Source organism: Moorena sp. (assembly GCF_982860115.1).
The window spans coordinates 23,249-39,581 of sequence record NZ_CEYLVT010000046.1; the positions used below are offsets into that span (position 1 = coordinate 23,249).

The following is a 16,333-nucleotide window of genomic DNA, read 5'->3' on the forward strand; positions in this document are numbered from 1 at the left end:
CTAAATGCCGCTAACTATTATACAAAAGGCCGTTGACAACCCTTACGACATGCCCCTTAAGCCCACTCTTCTTGATGCAAAGCGCGAGTGGGGGAAACCCCCGCATGAAGGCGCTGCATCGCTTGTAACATAGCTATTAAATCCCCCACGCTTTAGCCTCTTGAGGGTTCAATCGGTGGATGCATCTGCCACAGGGACTGCATCAAGACGGGAAATGACCGTCGTAGAATACAAAAGGGTATGAATTGGCTAGAATTAGCTTTAATTCAAAAATTATTTATCGCTACAGTAGTTGAAGCTGAAGTTGAAGCTTACTTATAGGGCTTGACACTTATCCATAACCTCCTGGCATTATTAAGAAATTCGATGCTCAAGACTTGTAAGTCATCCTGCTCTGCCCACCAATCTTTGGAATTGTCTTATAGAAAGATACTTAGAGAAAGTAAAAAAAACACCCCAAGCACAGCCCCTAGCTTACATGTCTGTTCTTTAGTAAGGAAATGAAATTACCGTGTCATCTAGCACTATTCCACAACCACAAGATCGGAAAAATCGGAAAAAAAAGCCTTCACAAGTATTGCAGTTTGTGCAAGGGGTGGCTCAGGTAACTGGAGGGACTATCCTCGGGGTTACCATGTTAGCTAGCTCGATTGTAGCTGGTGGACTTGTGGGCTTAGCGACTAGCTTCCGTAACCTGCCAGATGTGCGCATGCTCCGGAACTACACACCGACAGAAACAACTTACATTTACGATGTCAAGGGTAGACCCCTAGTTAGCCTTCATGGGGAAGCGAATCGAGAAGTGATCGAATTCGGCCAAATCAACCCTCAACTCAAGCGAGCTGTACTAGCTATAGAAGACAGTCGCTTCTTTATGCACTATGGGGTTAACCCCAATAGCGTCGGTCGTGCTTTCTTAGCCAACTGGAGGCAGGGGACAGTAGTAGAGGGGGGTTCTACGATCACCATGCAGTTGGTGAAAAACCTGTTTCTGACTCGGCAACGCACCTTTAGCCGCAAAATTACTGAAGCTGTACTCGCTATCCGAGTTGAGCAAATCTTCTCTAAAGACGAGATTATGGAATTGTACCTCAATCAAATTTATTGGGGTCACAATAACTATGGCATTGAAACAGCTGCCCGCAGCTACTTTGTTAAGCCAGCGTCTGAGCTATCCTTAGGGGAGTCAGCGATGTTGGCAGGGCTAATCCAGTCCCCAGAAGAATACAGTCCCTTCACCAACTACTCTAAAGCTAAAGAGCGACAAGCGGTTGTCTTAAAGCGGATGCGGGATTTGGGATGGATTACAGCAGCCCAAGAAAAAGAAGCCAAGGAACAGCCCCTGTTAATTGGCAAAAGTACTTCCTGGACAACCAGTAAATTGCCTTTCGTCACAGAAGCTGCTGTGGTGGAGTTAAAAGAGCGATTTGGTCAGGAGGCGGTCACCAAGGGCGGAATGCGAGTTCAGACCACGGTTGACTACAACTTCCAAAAGATGGCAGAAAAGACCGTTAATCGTGCTCATTACACCCTGCGTCGCCGTGGACTTTACGATAATCAGGTGGCATTAGCCGCCGTTGACCCCCGTACCCATTTTGTGAAAGCGATAGTCGGGGGATACAGCTATGAAAAGAGCAAATTCAACCGTGCTACTCAAGCTCGACGTCAGCCTGGGTCATCCTTTAAGCCATTTGTTTACTATACTGCCTTTTCCACAGGTAAATATTCCCCCCATTCCACTGTTTACGATACCCCCGTTCGTTATCGAGATGGTAGAGGCTATTACAGACCCAAAAACTATGGTGGTGGCTACTCTGGTGCCATGAGCATTCGCACCGCAATTGTTCAATCGAGCAATGTGCCAGCGGTGAAGATTGGCAGGAGAGTGGGACTGGATAAAGTCGTTGATGTGGTTAAGACCCTTGGGATTAAGAGTCCCATGCAACCAGTGCTATCCTTACCCCTAGGGTCAGTTGGGGTAACACCATTGGAAATGGCAGGAGCCTATGCTACCTTTGCCAATAATGGCTGGCACTCTGACACTACTTTAATTGTCCGAGTGACCGATAGTAAAGGCAATGTGCTCCTAGATAATACCCCTAAGCCTAAGCTGGTGCTAGATCAATGGGCGGTTTCTTCCCTTAACCATACCCTAACCGGTGTCATTAACGGAGGTACCGGAAAATCTGCCCACATCGGGCGTCAGGCGGCAGGGAAAACGGGAACAACCTCTTCAGAGCGAGATGTATGGTTTGTGGGATATGTACCCCAGATGGCTACCGCAGTTTGGATTGGTCGAGACAACAACCGACCCCTTGGACGAGGGGTAACAGGTGGTGGCTATGCCGCACCGATCTGGCGGAGTTTTATGATTCAGGCTTTGCGGAGGGAGCCAGCGAGATACTTCCCTCGACCCTCAAAATTTAAGCGTCCTCGATCTAAATAAATTCTAGATAAATTAGGGATATCAGCCGTCATGATTGGCGGCTCCCTACTGACGCACTATGGGCATTCAGCCTAAAACCCTCAGTTATCAGCTGTCTTGGGGGATGTCGATGTATCCCCACCTCCACCAAAGGCTAACCTACTACGATTGCTTCTCTACGTCTGACTTCATCCGCTCCAATGTCATGTTCATCTGGTCAAACATCTGCTGAGGGGTGATCCCAAACTGACCTAACTGAGTATTGAGCTGCTCTATGGTCATCTGAGCCATGAAGTCATCGGATAACTCGAAGCGCTTCATAAAAATGCGATAGCGCTCCATCATCTGTTCCATCTGATCGATGAAAATCTTTTTGCCTTCACGGTCAAATTTGCCATAGTCGTTGCCCAATTTAATCAGGTCTTGGTAATCTTCAAACAGCTGTTTTGCCTCTTTTTGGACAATTTCCGAATCAAAAAAACCCATTGCTCTTACCTGTCAACCGGTTTGGTTGTACTCAATCGCCGCTTCTAGTCACATTTTAATGTAGCGTTAAACCTGGACAAAATTCGGTTTTCCGTATTAGTCCGTTGAAGGTTGTCCCTTGTAGCGTGGCCTTTGGCCAAGCTACAAGGGACAACCTTGGCCTTTGGCCAAGCTACAAGGGACAACCTGCCAACTTTCAACCGGTTAACCTTGGCCTATTAGCCACGCTACAAGGGACAACGGTCTAACCTGCCAACCTATAATCTGTAACCTCTAACTTTCCAGTCCGAGATAAGTAATTATTATAGGAACATAGGATTGACAGTTTTTGGATCTCCACCAAGCTATTCAACACGGGTCAAAGCAAGTATGTTGAGCAAGCCAAAAAGCCGCAAAGTCGCTTCCCTACTGGCATTGAGTGGGGTAGTGATCCCCGTTTGTGGATTACACAAATTTTATCTCGGACAACCCTTTTGGGGAGTAATGTACTTACTCCTGTGTTGGACACCTATTCCTCGAATTGCCAGTGCTATAGAGGGGGTGTGGTATTTACTACAAAGTCAAGATCAGTTTGACCTCAATTTTAACCTCGGTATTGAGTCTACAGTATCTTCCTCAGAGAATTCATCAGCTGGTATTGACCCAGCTAAGGTAGGGGAAATTGCTGATGCCCTAAGACAGCTAGACAGCCTACGTCAGGAGGGACTAGTGTCTGAGTATGAATTTGAACAAAAACGTCGTCAATTACTTGACCTAATTGCTTGAGTTTAATGGCAATTTTTGATTGGCTATCACCCAAGACTCGACAAACCCCAAATCAGCAATCAATTCAGCAGAGGCTAAAGCGTGACCCCTACTATCGGCTAAAATCTACAGAAGAAATTGCTGTAGCTGCTAAATTGGGGCTCACCATTGATGTAAATCAAGCTGGTGTGGATGATTGGCTGAGATTGCCAGGGATATCTATCCATCAGGCGCGGACGCTTTTTGAACTGAGCAGCAGTGGTGTGCAATTTTGCTGCTTAGAAGATTTGGCAGCTGCCCTAGGTTGGTCCGTACAACGTCTGACACCGTTACAACCAATTTTGAGGTTTTGTTACTACGATCCTGAGAGTTTAGTTACCCCTGAGCTAGTCAACCCTAACACCGCATCTCTAGAACAGTTGACGAAAATTCCAGCAGTGGACTTGTTTTTAGCTAGAGCGATCCTGCAAAATCGCTTTGATGGTGGCCCATACCGTAATTTAGCTGACCTTCAACGACGCCTTGAGCTTAATCCTCAGCTGACATCTGAGTTAATGTACTATTTAATCTTTTGAGATTAATAGTTTGAGCTTACTAGTTTGAAAACCTATCCAGTTTACTACTTAAAACTAGAAACTTGTCAGTGGGCAAGTCACAACTGACAACTGACAACTGACAACTAACAACTGACAACTGACAGCTGATAGCTCAATGCTAACCACAAAACATAAAAAAGGAACAGACTACGAGAGAATAGTCTAGTTCCTACACAGAAGTGGTTGAATCAGTTATGCCGACGAAAAAATCCGGTAAGCTTTAAAATTACTAGGTCATATCAATTCCTTAGACTTGCGCTTTAATGATGTCACACTTAATCCCAGTAAGCCTAGGCTGAACAAGCCCATGGTCATGGGTTCAGGAACAGGTTTAGAATTGGAAGGATCGTTAGGACCAGGAGTTAGATCAACATTAATATCAGCCTTATCAAAATTATAAGAACCCGTAGCACCTAGCCAGCCAGACATACCAAAGTTAGTGTTTTTGCCATTAGCTCCAAGCCCAACCTGGAAGGCGTGTTTACCACTTTTAGGCATTTGGTAAAGATTCAGTTCTTTACCATCGTAGAAATCTACGCCAGTTAAGGTAGCGCGATCTTCATCCATGTTATAGTAGTACCAAGTACTAGTATCGATGGTACCCCCATTTTCTACATAATTAAACCTCGGTAGTTCCTTTTTGGGTTTTACCTTAGGATCTGTTGTGCGGTCGAACCAAATATCAACCTCCCATTTTTTAGTATCATCTAATTCGGAAACGATGGTACCCAACAAATTAGCAGTCCCATTATCGTATTCATTAAAGGTACCGTTAGGATCAAATAGAAATCTCCCTGATTCCAACTTAGGTAACCAGAAAGAGTGTCCTGACCAAATTGTGTCTGGGTTGCTATGAGCTTCATCGGCTTTCCAGGACTTGATGAGATTAGCTGCTTGGGCTTGTCCTACTGATCCCAAAACTATACACCCTAAAACTAATCCACTGCTTACAAATTTAGTTATGTTCATGTTATAGAAGCCCTAGTTGTTTTAATAAATTAATGAATTGACTGTAGTCTGTAACTAATTTGTTTACTAACTGTTTGACTAACTCGGTCGCGTAGCGTGGCCAACGGCCAATCATAGCCTAACCTGTCAGTACAATCACTTTCAGTAAATTAACTGATATTTACAGTCTGCAAATCTGATGATTGCGATCGCGTTAGCGCTAACGTATAAAACGTATAACTTTTGTATTTTTTGTGTATAAATTAATAGCAAACAAAAAATCCTCTGACTTTTGAACTGGCACCAAACTTGATTCCATGACCTGGAGCTAATCTACAGAGCATAGCCGGTGCATTTTTACCCTGGTATAGCTTGACAAATTGCCCTTAATTAAGGGAGACTCTAGGTTGTCCTATGGGAGGGGGAAGCAACAAGACATAAAACCTAGGGTTTTATCCATTCATTAATTGCCCCAATTAATTAATTACCCCAATTACTTCCCCCAATGGGTCGCCCCTACCCAAAAATCCCCGACGCCAGACTTTCCATCGGAGGCGTGCTATGCCGGAAAACACGATCTCAGCAGAAATTGAGTCATCCCCCAACCACTCTAGACAAACTGCTTTAGCTCTACAACAGCTTGGGTTTCGGATCCTGCACATTGGACCGACTATCAGTGTACAAGCTCCGCAATCCCTGTGGGAATCAACCTTCAATGTTTCCTTCCAACCACAGCGGAAAACTCTGATCCAGGAAATAGATGGCAGTGACGTTACTTATGCCAGAGCTGTGGTTGACAATCTGCAAATTCCTGAGCAACTACAAACCTTGGTAACTGGGGTGATGTTTGTAGAACCCCCAGAATTTTTCTGATCGCTTAGGGTGGCCAACGGCCAATCCAGTTAACGATAATCCGAACATTCTCCAGGCTAGAGGCACGATCGGGTTGTGCTTGTGCTGTATTGTGCCTTTACTGTTCTATAGTCAAATCTTCAATAGTCAAAAATTTCGATTAATATAATAAACGAAAACCAAAAAAAACACAAGTACCCACAAGGGTGACGTCAATATGTGATCAGAGATACCAAACTAAAGAAGTAAACCAAAGGCGTAAAGCAACTTGGTTTCTTGATTAACAACGACAGGGATAGTCATCAACCGCTGTCTAACTAGGATTTAACTAAAAAGCTTATGATACAACAACTACAGACGGGAGTTGAGCGAGTTTCCTTTGAAGCCATTCTCTCATCAGAAAGTGGCCAGTCTATGTTCGCCACTGACACCTACCTCCAACCGGAGAATCTTCAGCAATTCGCTCCACCCCCTGGACGGGGCATTCAAGCTGCAAATGTTTTACAATCCCTTGGCTTTCGAGTCGAGCAAATCGGAACCTTTTCTATTAGTGCTGATGGACCACGGGAACTTTGGGAACGGGTCTTTAGCACCCGAGTTGAACGGGACAGCCAACTGATTAGCGAGGGTCATCCTGAACTGGGAGAAGTGACCTTCTTGCGCCATGTTGCTGGTGCTCCCTTTACCATTCCCCAAGAGCTATCTGGATTGATAGAGCGAGCTTATCCCCAACGTCCACCGATTTTATTTGAGTCGCCACTGCCTCCACGGGTTGGTTATCATCACCTTAATGTTCCCTCCGATGTAGCTATGGTATGTCGCTCGACCCCTGTCCACAAAGTCGGGGTAACCGGTAAGGGCGTTTTAGTAGCAATGGTAGACACTGGATTCTACAAGCATCCCTTTTACGAGTGGCATGGCTACAACTACCAGGCAACCCTGGCACCAGATGCTCAAAACGTTGAGCGGGATGAGAATGGTCATGGCACCGCTGAAGCAGCAAATATTTTTTCCAATGCACCGGATATTGACTTTATTGGTGTCAAAATGGGGAGTAACCCCACCCTGGCGTTTAAGATGGCATCGGATTTACATCCAGCGGTGATGAACAACAGCTGGGGCTTCAGTATTCCAGAAGGGCCTCTACCGAATTACCTTAAGCCCCTAGAAGCAGCAGTTATTGAAGCAGTCAAAGAGCGTGGTATTACTGTCTGTTTCTCTGCTGGTAACGGACACTACGGATTTCCTGGTCAGATGCCGGAAGTGATTTCTGTGGGTGGAGTCTATGCCCACGATACTGTTGAGGGCAATGACTTTCGCTTAGAAGCTTCCGACTACGCCAGTAGCTTTGATAGCCAGATTTATCCAGGACGCCACGTACCTGATGTGTGTGGACTGGTGGGAATGCGACCCAGCGCTGCTTATATCATGTTGCCCGTTGAACCAGGGGACGAAATTGACCAAGGCTTGGGCGGCGGTAAGTATCCGAATCAGGACGAAACGGCTACTGATGATGGCTGGGCCGTGATCAGCGGTACTAGTGCTGCTTCTCCCCAAGTAGCTGGTGTTTGTGCCTTGCTTAAGCAGGCGCAACCTGGTCTGTCTCCATCTCTGATTAAGCAGATTCTGCGGGCATCAGCGCGAGATGTTAAGCTGGGCAAGAGCGCCCATGGTCAACCAGCAGGAGAAGGACACGATGGAGCAACTGGAGCCGGTTTGGTGGATTCCTATGCCGCCTATAAGTTAGCTCGCTCCGTGACCATTCGCAATGTTTATGACTTGCCAGCACCTCGATGATATAGCGCTTCTCAAATAGGTGAGCTATAGTTTTGATTTGAGGGAATAGGGAGTCGGGAAGTCAGAAGTCAGAAGTCAGAAGTCGGGAGTCGGGAGTCGGGAGTCGGGAGTCGGGAGTCGGGAATCGGGAGTCAGGAATTGGGAGTCAGGAATATCACTACACTCCCATACATCCCATCTGCCCATCTTTCCCTCTCTTCCCCTGCTCCCTGTTCCCTATTCCCTGTTCCCTGTTCCCTTTGTTAGATATGCTGACCAATAGGATAATCGCCCATCGTGGCGCTTCTAATTGTGCCAAAGAGAATACTATTGAAGCCTATGAAAAAGCGATTGAACTTGGGGCTGACTTTATCGAATTTGATGTAAGAATAACTAAAGATGGGGTATTGATTTCCCATCATGATGCTATGATAGCTAATCAAGCTATCAGTCAGTTAAGCTTTGTTGAAATAAATCGTATTGCTGGTCAGCAAGGGTTTAGAGTTCCTACGGTTGAGGAAGTTTTAATACTGACTCGTAACAAAATTCAACTAGCGGTTGAGCTCAAAGAAAAAGGCTATGAAGAAAAAGTCATGGCCTTAGTAATGGGATATATCAAGATAGATGAGTTTGTTATTTTATCATTTAATATTTCATCATTAAGATCGATAAAATCTAAGCATCCTGAGGTAAAAACGGGATTGCTATTAAGCCAAAACAATAATAATTTTCTGATTATATTACTCAGGCTTTTCGGGATTTGGGTGTTTCAAAAACTGATCCGACTTACACCGGATATACTAGCACTACAGTGGGAAACCTTAAAATTTGGTTTATTGAAAATTGCTGCTAAACAGGGCAAACCGGTTTTTGCTTGGACTGTAAATGATCAAAAAATGATTGGAGAGTTTCTAAATGATAATCGGGTACATGGTATAATTACAGACAAACCGGACTTAGCTCGCAAGCTATTGACTAATCTTGAATGTACTCTTCGCCATTGATCATCGCTATCTCGGCTCTGACAAATTCTCGTCCTAGGTAAAGGGCGTGATCGAAGCGACTTAAAGGACAGGGTTTAGTTTCTTCGGTAATTTTCATGCCTAGTTCCTTGGCTGTCCTACCTTTGAAAATAGCGGTGGGAGTACGGTTTAATTTAACATCGCACGGAAATGGTTCTCCGGTTTCTGGATCAACTGCTAACCCTTTATCATTAATTTTGTTACTGTAGTGTTCGGCACAGATCAGACTTGCATCTCGGTCTATGTAAATAATAAAGTAGCCCTCTGGATCGAGTTCAATAAAGCGTTGGGAGAGCTTTTCATCAATAGCAGTAATGTTTTGGGCAGTGATCATCATGGGAACGGTCAAGGGCTAAAGCTGATGGCAAATTCCACTATCATAACTCTAACAGAACAATTATACAAGGTCAGAGATGAGGATAACAGGGAAACAGAGCGGGGCGCGGCAGATGTTGGAGGTGTGGGGAGTTACTTGGTCACTTACTCAAAAAAGTTGATAAATTTAACAGCCATACTTACTCTAGATTTAGTATAGTAGAGCTTGGGAATTTAATAGTTAACCCTAGTGGTAGTGTTGTACCTTGGGGTTAGCCAGCCATGGTGTATTATATCTAAGATTCTGAGCAACGAGTGAAAAGGCCACAAATCCTGTCGGCAAAAACTATAACCCAAATCACTCCAGATTTAGTATAGTAGAGCTTGGGAATTCAATAGTTAACCCTAGTGGTAGTGTTGTACCTTGGGGTTAGCAAGTCATGGTGTGTTAAATCTAATATTCTGCCTAACCAGTGAAAATGCAACAAACCCTATCGGCAACAACCATAAATCAAAATCAAGGGAAGATTAAGGTGATCAAACGGGATGGTTCTCTCGCTGCCCTTGATATTTCCAAAATTCGTGGTGTTGTTGAGTGGGCTTGTGCTGGCAAGGATGTCAATCCGATCACTCTAGAAGCCGGACTCACTACCCGCTTACGTGACGGTGTTACTACCAGAGAGATTCAGGATAACTTGATCAACTGTGCCCTGGAAATGTGTAGTCCTGATCAGCCTGACTGGCGCTATGTAGCAGGACGACTGCAGATCTGGAGTCTCTGGAAAGATACCCTGGTAAACCGTGGTTATGAGTACGGTGACTACCCTAGAACTGTTCGCTCTAAAGTAGAGTCTGGTCAATATGACCCCAGTATCTTAACCTATACGACTGAGGAGCTAAACGAAGCAGGTTCTTGGATTAATCCGGATTGGGACACGGATTATGATTATGCAGGGGCTGTACTGCTAACTCGTCGGTATCTCCTGGCGGATGAGTTGCCCCAAGAGGCATTTTTAACTTGTGCTCTGCTGCTAGGGTCAGTGGAAGTCCCGGAAGATAGACTAAGTTGGGCAAGGCGATTTTATGAAGCGATCGCACAACGGAAAATATCTCTAGCTACCCCGATCCTGGCTAATCTCAGAATTCCTAAGGGGTCTCTGTCTTCCTGTTTTATCACTAGCATTGATGACAACCTGGAAAGCATCTTTGAAGGAATTACTGATACCGCCAGAATCTCCAAAAACGGTGGTGGTGTTGGGGTCAATGTCAGCCGGATTCGCTCAACGGGTAGCTGGGTGATGGGCAAAGCCAATGCTTCCGGAGGGGTAATTCCTTGGATTAAACTGCTTAACGATACTGCGATCGCAGTTAATCAAGGAGGCCGTCGGGCAGGGGCAGTCACCGTTAGTGTGGATGTGTGGCATATCGATGTGCCAGAGTTTCTGGAGATGCAAGCGGAAAATGGCGATCCCCGGCGCAAGGCTTATGATATCTTTCCCCAATTGGTGATTCCCGATGAGTTTATGCGTCGGGTGGTTAATAAAGAAGACTGGACATTAATCGATCCCTATGAAGTACGGATTAAGCTAGGGATTGAGCTATCGGAACTTTGGGCAGAGGAGTTTGAAAGCGCCTATCAAACCATTGAAGCAGCCATCGGCGAAACCCTGACTCTCTACAAAACGGTTAATGCTCGGGAACTCTTCAAGACGATTATGCGATCGCAAGTAGAGACCGGAATGCCTTACTTGGCGTTCAAGGATACCATTAACCGCGCTAATCCTAATCAACACGAAGGCTACATCCCAGCGGTAAATCTTTGTACCGAAAGTTTCTCTAATGTCGAAATTGGCAATGCTGCTCACTGTTGCAATTTGGACTCAATTAATCTCGCCAATATTGAGGAAACTGAATTGCCCAATATCTGTCGTCTAGCAGTGCGGATCCTCGATAACACGATTGATTTAACCACTCCTCCTTTTGAAGCAGCCCATAGGCACAATCACAAATACCGCACCATCGGAGTAGGGTGTATGGGATTAGCGGATTGGTTAGCGAAACGGTGGCTAACCTATAACAACCTCAAGGAAATTAGTAACTTATTTGAGGATATTGGCTACTACTGCACCCATGCATCTATGGAACTGGCTATCGAACGTGGTGCTTATGCTGCTTTCGATGGCAGTGAGTGGAGTAAAGGTAAGCTAATTGGCGCTAAACCAGTGGAATGGTTTGTAGAAAATTCCCAGCATCAAGAGCGTTGGATAGCCCTATCTCAGGATATTCAAAAATTTGGGATTCGCAATTCTCATATTACTGCGATCGCACCCAATACATCCTCATCCCTAGTACAAGGATGTACCGCTAGTGTCTTACCAGTTCACAGCAAATTCTTCTATGACAAATGGGCAAAAGGCACTGTACCCATTGCCCCACCCTTTATTAAAGACAATTTTTGGTTCTACCACGAAAACAAAAACTTTGATCAGAAAAAAGTTGTTCAAGCAGTCGCCACGATCCAGCAATGGATTGATACTGGGATTTCCATGGAATTGTTATTTAACTTAAACCAAGGAGTCTATTTCCCAGAGGAACCTGAACGCACCCTCAAAGCCAAAGACATCTATGAAACCCTAGTCATGGCTTGGGAATTAGGATGTAAAGCCGTGTATTATATCCGAACCGTCCAGCGTGACAACTTCAAAGAATTAGATAACAGTTGTATCGCTTGCGCTAATTAGTGATTCTGTGGAACAGGCTTCCAGCCTGTGAAGGATCGGTCAGCAGTCAGCGGTCAGTGGTCAGCGGTCAGTGGTCAGCTTTGTGGAACAGGCTTCCAGCCTGTGAAACATCAGCTGATAGCTGTTCGCGTAGCGTGCGCGTAGCGCTAATCGCTGATAGCTGATAGCTGATAGCTCTTGCTCCCCACACTCCCTGTTCCCGATTCCCGATTCCCGATTCCCGATTCCCGATTCCCGATTCCCTACTCCCTACTCCCTCTAAAAATGCTAACTACAATGCCAATTAACCCTATCTTTAATCCAGATGGGGATGATAAAACTGAACACCGTTCAATTTGGTTTGGTAACACCACTAACTTGATGCAACTCAATGATGTCCGTTATGCTTGGGCAATTGGGTTGTATCAACAGATGCGGGAAAACTTCTGGATTCCCCAGAAACTAGACCTAACTCAAGACGTAACAGACTACTCCAATTTAACGCCAGCAGAACGTTATGCTTATGATGGAATTCTCTCCTATTTAACCTTTTTGGATTCTGTTCAAACCTGCAATATTCCTCACATCAAAAGTAGCATTACTGCCCCAGAAGTTAGTCTGTGTATGGCGGAACAAATCTCTCAGGAAGGGATGCACAATCAAAGTTATCAATATATCATAGAAACCGTTATCCCTACTGAACATAGAAGTAGAGTCTATGAATTTTGGCGCACTGATACAGTGCTCAGGGATAGATGCGAATTTGTCGCCAGTTTCTATCAACGGTATGTTGATAATCCCACCCCAGAAAACTATTTTGTTTCCTTACTGGCTGACTTTTTATTAGAAGGAATGTACTTCTATAATGGCTTCATTTACTTCTACAATCTCGCCTCTAGGATGCTGATGCCAGGCTCAGCGGACATTTTTAAAATGATTAATCGAGATGAACTGAGTCATGTCCGGCTTTATCAAAAGTTAATCCCTATGGCCATGGACGTATTTCCCTATTCCAGGGACCAAATTTATGAAATGTTTGCCACAGCCGTGGAGCATGAATGTCGCTGGACTAATCATATTGTTGGTAACGATATTTTAGGGATTACCGAACAGAGTACTGAACACTACACCAAGTATCTCGCCAATATCAGGTTACGTTCTATTGGATTAGAACCCCTTTACAAGGGCGAAAACTATAAAAAGAGTCCCTACAGCCACTTAGAGCGTTTTTCTGATACTAAAAAAGATGCTCATACTAAAGCCAACTTCTTTGAAGCTAGCGTAACTAGTTATGTAATGTCTTCTGGGGTCAGTGGTTGGGATGAAATTTAGGGAATAGGGAATCGGGAGTCGGGAGTCGGGAGTCGGGAATCGGGAATCGGGAGTCGGGAGTCGGGAGTAAGGTACACAGGATTTTTTCCCTATTCCCTGTTCCCTGTTACCTGTTCCCTTCCCCCAAAGCAGTAAACTAGAAACCAAACCATCCAAATCCACCAATCGATTCTCTGTGACTAGAAGCCGCGAACCATTTCCCAGTCTGCTGCTGTATCACGCCTTGAAGTGGTCAGTGGTTAGCCCCTTAATCCATACCTATTTCCGGGGTCGTATTTATGGTGCTAAACATGTACCAACCTCGGGACCCCTGGTGGTGGTGAGTAACCATGCTAGTGACTTTGACCCACCGATTTTATCTAATTGTGTGGGACGTCCAGTAGCCTTTATGGCCAAGGAAGAATTGTTTCGTGTCCCAGTTCTGAAACAGGCGATTGAATTGTATGGTGCTTACCCGGTTAAGCGAGGCTCAGCAGACCGGAGTGCCCTGCGTTCTGCTCTCGATTGCCTCGACAATGGCTGGGCGGTTGGTCTGTATTTGGATGGCACCCGGACACGGGATGCTCGCATTCATAACCCCAAGCTTGGTGCGGCCTGGATTGCTGCCCAAGCCCAAGCCCCACTGCTACCGGTTACCTTGTGGGGAAGTCAAGCAATTGTAAAAAAAGGTTCCTTGATGCCACGGTCTGTACCTTTAACCGTGCGCATTGGTAAGCTGATTGCTCCTCCTAGCTCTAGTAACAGAGACGAATTGCAAGCTGTGACCCAACAGTGTGCTGCAGCGATTAATGCCCTCCATGATTTGGGACGTTGATTATTTGGGAATCGGGAATCGGGAGTCGGGAATCGGGAGTCGGGAACAGGGAACTTCGGAATAGGGAGCAAGAGTACCCTCGCGGGTACTGTGAAATTCCAGAGAGCTTTGGAACAATGGTAGTTAACAGTTCAATCTGTGATCGTGAATTTCTAAATTCATAGAAATTCACGATCACAACTAACAAGGAAGATTTCATGCAGTCAACCCAGGAGACAATTTTTTTGGGCTGGTCTAGTCCTGGCATTCCCTTGAATGAGCCTGCTTGTATGATCAACTCATGTGTATGAAACAAAACTCCCAGGGATAGAATCCCGAGGAGTTTAAAAAGAGATTAAAAAGGATAATGCCTAAAGTAGACTTAGCAAAATTGGGTATTTTTGCCGTTTTACTGGTATTTCTGTTAGGTAGTTCATGGGTGCTGGCTGATATATTGCAAAATCAGGCTATTGCGGCTCCCTACGTGCAATTTTCTACAGGTAATTTCCAGTTGCGAAGTTATCGTAAGGCTACTCACCCCAAGTTTGGGAGTAGTCCTGACAGAGAAATCTTTTCGGCTGTGTCTGTTCCTAACTGCACTGCCGTAATTCCTGACCAAATTTATCGTTTTGTTGAGGGTATAGATAGCTGCCTTCAACCAATGACAGATGATGAAATTGAGCAGATGCTCAAGGATCCATTTGCTACTGGAATTCTCAGCAAAGGAACATTTCCAGAGAATGTAGATGCTCTAGCTGCTGCTATTGCAGACTCCCAACTGAACTTGGAATCAGCCAACTACTTGCTTGGAGAAGGCAGTCAAATCCCGACGACCTTTGTATCCCGTGAAGAACCCCGTAACCTTCGTTATGTTCTTACTTGGGGAACGAGTCGCACCAGTAATGCCGATATTCTTGTGAGTACAGCTGCCGGTGGCAACTCTAGCTTTTTGCAAGTAATTTCCTGGGATGCACAAGCCAAAAAATACAACTTCTATGAATTGCGGGAACAGGTAGGTGAACAACCAGGTACATCTACCAAAGTTTGGACTTGGGCTGGGGATTCTGGGATGGCGCGGGCACAACCGACTATGGGAGTGGGCTGTTTTGATTGTCACCATAATGGTGTGGTGATTATGAAAGAACTTGCTCCACCCTGGAACAATTGGCATTCTCAGCGGGGGCCAATCTCACCCCTAGTAGTGCCGTTAAGGGTGACCCAAGAAACATTCTTTCAGAACTTGCAAGGAGCCGAGGTGCTTGAGCAGGTAATTCGCAGTGGTTTCATTAACTACCATAACAATTGGTTGCGCGATCGCTACAAAAGACAAGCAGGAGTTATTAACTTAACGGACGTCAACCAGATGCTACGTCATCTGACCACCAACACTACCATCAATTTGGCCTCAACGAATATTGAAAGCAACGGAGCCAATACTAGCCCAGCCAACCGTCCTGTTAATGGTATTCCCAATGACTTTTTTGTTTGGGATTCAGCCCTCAAGACCAGCTTAGGTCTTAACTACAATATCCCGCTGATTACCTTCGAGCGACAAGAGTATGACAATTACCTAAATACCCATCATTTCCAACTGGTTCAATCTGACTTCACCAAACCGGATGATTCTCCACTGTACGAAGAGGATGGCTCTAGCTACTTTTCTTTCTTTGTGCCAGTTCCTGCTGCAGAAGACCTCTACATGCTCACACGGATGCGAAGTGCCAAGATTTTGACAGATAAATTCATTGCTGCTGTCTTGATGGTGGACTTCAAAAACCCTGTTTTTTCCGAAAAGCGGTCTAGCTTGCAGCAGTACGCTGAGCAAGTCACAACAGGCACAATCATCAATGGGATTAGTAGTGTACCCAATGATTTTGCCGAGAAAGTTAGAGTTGCTGCTGCTAACCAGCCTCCCTGCGATCCTACTAACTTTGACCAATGCACTGCGGAACAACAGTTTTTGCAAACATGGGAACTACCTGATAATCAGTGGAAATCTTTTGTCCAAGAGCAAATTCAGGCTTATTTGGATGAATTAAACACACTTTCTCCTAGGGAGCAGTTAGCTCAACTGATGGAATCAAGTGTCAAGCACCGGGAGCAGTTTCAATCCTGGCCAACAATTAGTAACCTGAATGAATTTAGCTTGTTACTTCCCCAGAGTGATTTAAGGTAAGTATTCAGCTATCAGCTATCAGCTATCAGGTATTAGCTATCAGCTATCAGGTATTAGCTATCAGGTATTAGCTATCAGGTATTAGCTATCAGGTATTAGCTATCAGCTATCAGCTATCAGCTATCAGCTATCAGCTATCAGCTATCAG

The 16,333-nt window shown here is 45.1% G+C and carries 13 protein-coding genes; 10 read left to right on the plus strand and 3 right to left on the minus strand.

Translation table 11 applies throughout. The features are described 5' to 3' along the window. The first annotated feature begins 511 nt into the window (after positions 1-511). Entirely contained in the window at positions 512-2,446 is a 1,935-nt protein-coding gene (locus AC4II3_RS10620) for a transglycosylase domain-containing protein (protein WP_488010396.1), read from the plus strand. A gap of 141 nt (positions 2,447-2,587) precedes the next feature. On the opposite strand, the gene AC4II3_RS10625 is transcribed toward AC4II3_RS10620, so the two are convergent. Further along, the gene (locus AC4II3_RS10625) at positions 2,588-2,911 is read right to left on the minus strand and encodes a DUF1825 family protein (protein WP_070394592.1); all 324 of its coding nucleotides are present in this window, start codon (positions 2,909-2,911) and stop codon (positions 2,588-2,590) included. Positions 2,912-3,280: 369 nt separating this feature from the next. Between AC4II3_RS10625 and AC4II3_RS10630 the strand changes: the two genes are divergently transcribed. Together AC4II3_RS10630 and AC4II3_RS10635 are read left to right on the plus strand one after the other, a co-directional pair. After that, positions 3,281-3,676, plus strand: a complete 396-nt coding sequence (locus AC4II3_RS10630) for an NINE protein (protein WP_488010403.1) — start codon at positions 3,281-3,283, stop codon at positions 3,674-3,676. Between the two features lie 5 nt (positions 3,677-3,681). After that, positions 3,682-4,230 (plus strand): helix-hairpin-helix domain-containing protein, encoded by a 549-nt coding sequence (locus tag AC4II3_RS10635; RefSeq protein WP_488010395.1) that lies wholly within the window; start codon positions 3,682-3,684, stop codon positions 4,228-4,230. Positions 4,231-4,485: 255 nt separating this feature from the next. Here the strand turns inward: AC4II3_RS10635 and AC4II3_RS10640 are convergent, their stop codons facing one another. Continuing rightward, positions 4,486-5,220 (minus strand): SP85-like N-terminal domain-containing protein, encoded by a 735-nt coding sequence (locus AC4II3_RS10640; RefSeq protein WP_488010394.1) that lies wholly within the window; start codon positions 5,218-5,220, stop codon positions 4,486-4,488. Between the two features lie 540 nt (positions 5,221-5,760). Between AC4II3_RS10640 and AC4II3_RS10645 the strand changes: the two genes are divergently transcribed. From AC4II3_RS10645 to AC4II3_RS10655, 3 genes are all read left to right on the plus strand, one after another. Beyond that, a complete protein-coding gene (locus AC4II3_RS10645; protein ID WP_488010393.1) occupies positions 5,761-6,072 on the plus strand; it encodes a hypothetical protein in 312 nt (103 codons plus the stop codon). Positions 6,073-6,390: 318 nt separating this feature from the next. Beyond that, entirely contained in the window at positions 6,391-7,848 is a 1,458-nt protein-coding gene (locus tag AC4II3_RS10650; protein ID WP_488010392.1) for a S8 family serine peptidase, read from the plus strand. A 248-nt stretch (positions 7,849-8,096) separates the two neighbouring features. After that, positions 8,097-8,831, plus strand: a complete 735-nt coding sequence (locus AC4II3_RS10655) for a glycerophosphodiester phosphodiesterase (protein ID WP_488010391.1) — start codon at positions 8,097-8,099, stop codon at positions 8,829-8,831. On the opposite strand, the gene AC4II3_RS10660 is transcribed toward AC4II3_RS10655, so the two are convergent. Continuing rightward, complete coding sequence (locus AC4II3_RS10660; protein WP_293063742.1) at positions 8,803-9,186, minus strand: DUF4346 domain-containing protein; 384 nt, start codon at positions 9,184-9,186, stop codon at positions 8,803-8,805. The genes AC4II3_RS10655 and AC4II3_RS10660 overlap by 29 nt on opposite strands. Positions 9,187-9,643: 457 nt before the next feature. On the opposite strand from AC4II3_RS10660, the gene AC4II3_RS10665 reads away from it, so the two are divergent. The 4 genes from AC4II3_RS10665 to AC4II3_RS10680 all read left to right on the plus strand — a co-directional run bounded on the left by AC4II3_RS10665 (position 9,644) and on the right by AC4II3_RS10680 (position 16,185). After that, a complete protein-coding gene (locus AC4II3_RS10665; protein WP_488010402.1) occupies positions 9,644-11,905 on the plus strand; it encodes a ribonucleoside-diphosphate reductase subunit alpha in 2,262 nt (753 codons plus the stop codon). Between the two features lie 276 nt (positions 11,906-12,181). Next, the gene (locus AC4II3_RS10670; protein WP_488010401.1) at positions 12,182-13,216 is read left to right on the plus strand and encodes a ribonucleotide-diphosphate reductase subunit beta; all 1,035 of its coding nucleotides are present in this window, start codon (positions 12,182-12,184) and stop codon (positions 13,214-13,216) included. 175 nt (positions 13,217-13,391) lie between these two features. Beyond that, a complete protein-coding gene (locus tag AC4II3_RS10675) occupies positions 13,392-14,030 on the plus strand; it encodes a lysophospholipid acyltransferase family protein (RefSeq protein ID WP_488010390.1) in 639 nt (212 codons plus the stop codon). A gap of 346 nt (positions 14,031-14,376) precedes the next feature. After that, positions 14,377-16,185: a hypothetical protein gene (locus tag AC4II3_RS10680; protein WP_488029435.1), complete on the plus strand. Its 1,809-nt coding sequence runs from the start codon at positions 14,377-14,379 to the stop codon at positions 16,183-16,185. Positions 16,186-16,333: the final 148 nt, after the last annotated feature.

What these genes read in the sequence shown, in the direction of transcription:
- AC4II3_RS10625 (WP_070394592.1), bottom strand. Translation starts at nt 2,911, where the DNA reads ATGGGTTTTTTTGATTCGGAAATTGTCCAAAAAGAGGCAAAACAGCTG.
- AC4II3_RS10630 (WP_488010403.1), top strand. Translation starts at nt 3,281, where the DNA reads ATGTTGAGCAAGCCAAAAAGCCGCAAAGTCGCTTCCCTACTGGCATTG.
- AC4II3_RS10635 (WP_488010395.1), top strand. Translation starts at nt 3,682, where the DNA reads ATGGCAATTTTTGATTGGCTATCACCCAAGACTCGACAAACCCCAAAT.
- AC4II3_RS10640 (WP_488010394.1), bottom strand. Translation starts at nt 5,220, where the DNA reads ATGAACATAACTAAATTTGTAAGCAGTGGATTAGTTTTAGGGTGTATA.
- AC4II3_RS10645 (WP_488010393.1), top strand. Translation starts at nt 5,761, where the DNA reads ATGCCGGAAAACACGATCTCAGCAGAAATTGAGTCATCCCCCAACCAC.
- AC4II3_RS10650 (WP_488010392.1), top strand. Translation starts at nt 6,391, where the DNA reads ATGATACAACAACTACAGACGGGAGTTGAGCGAGTTTCCTTTGAAGCC.
- AC4II3_RS10655 (WP_488010391.1), top strand. Translation starts at nt 8,097, where the DNA reads ATGCTGACCAATAGGATAATCGCCCATCGTGGCGCTTCTAATTGTGCC.
- AC4II3_RS10660 (WP_293063742.1), bottom strand. Translation starts at nt 9,186, where the DNA reads ATGATGATCACTGCCCAAAACATTACTGCTATTGATGAAAAGCTCTCC.
- AC4II3_RS10665 (WP_488010402.1), top strand. Translation starts at nt 9,644, where the DNA reads ATGCAACAAACCCTATCGGCAACAACCATAAATCAAAATCAAGGGAAG.
- AC4II3_RS10670 (WP_488010401.1), top strand. Translation starts at nt 12,182, where the DNA reads ATGCCAATTAACCCTATCTTTAATCCAGATGGGGATGATAAAACTGAA.
- AC4II3_RS10680 (WP_488029435.1), top strand. Translation starts at nt 14,377, where the DNA reads ATGCCTAAAGTAGACTTAGCAAAATTGGGTATTTTTGCCGTTTTACTG.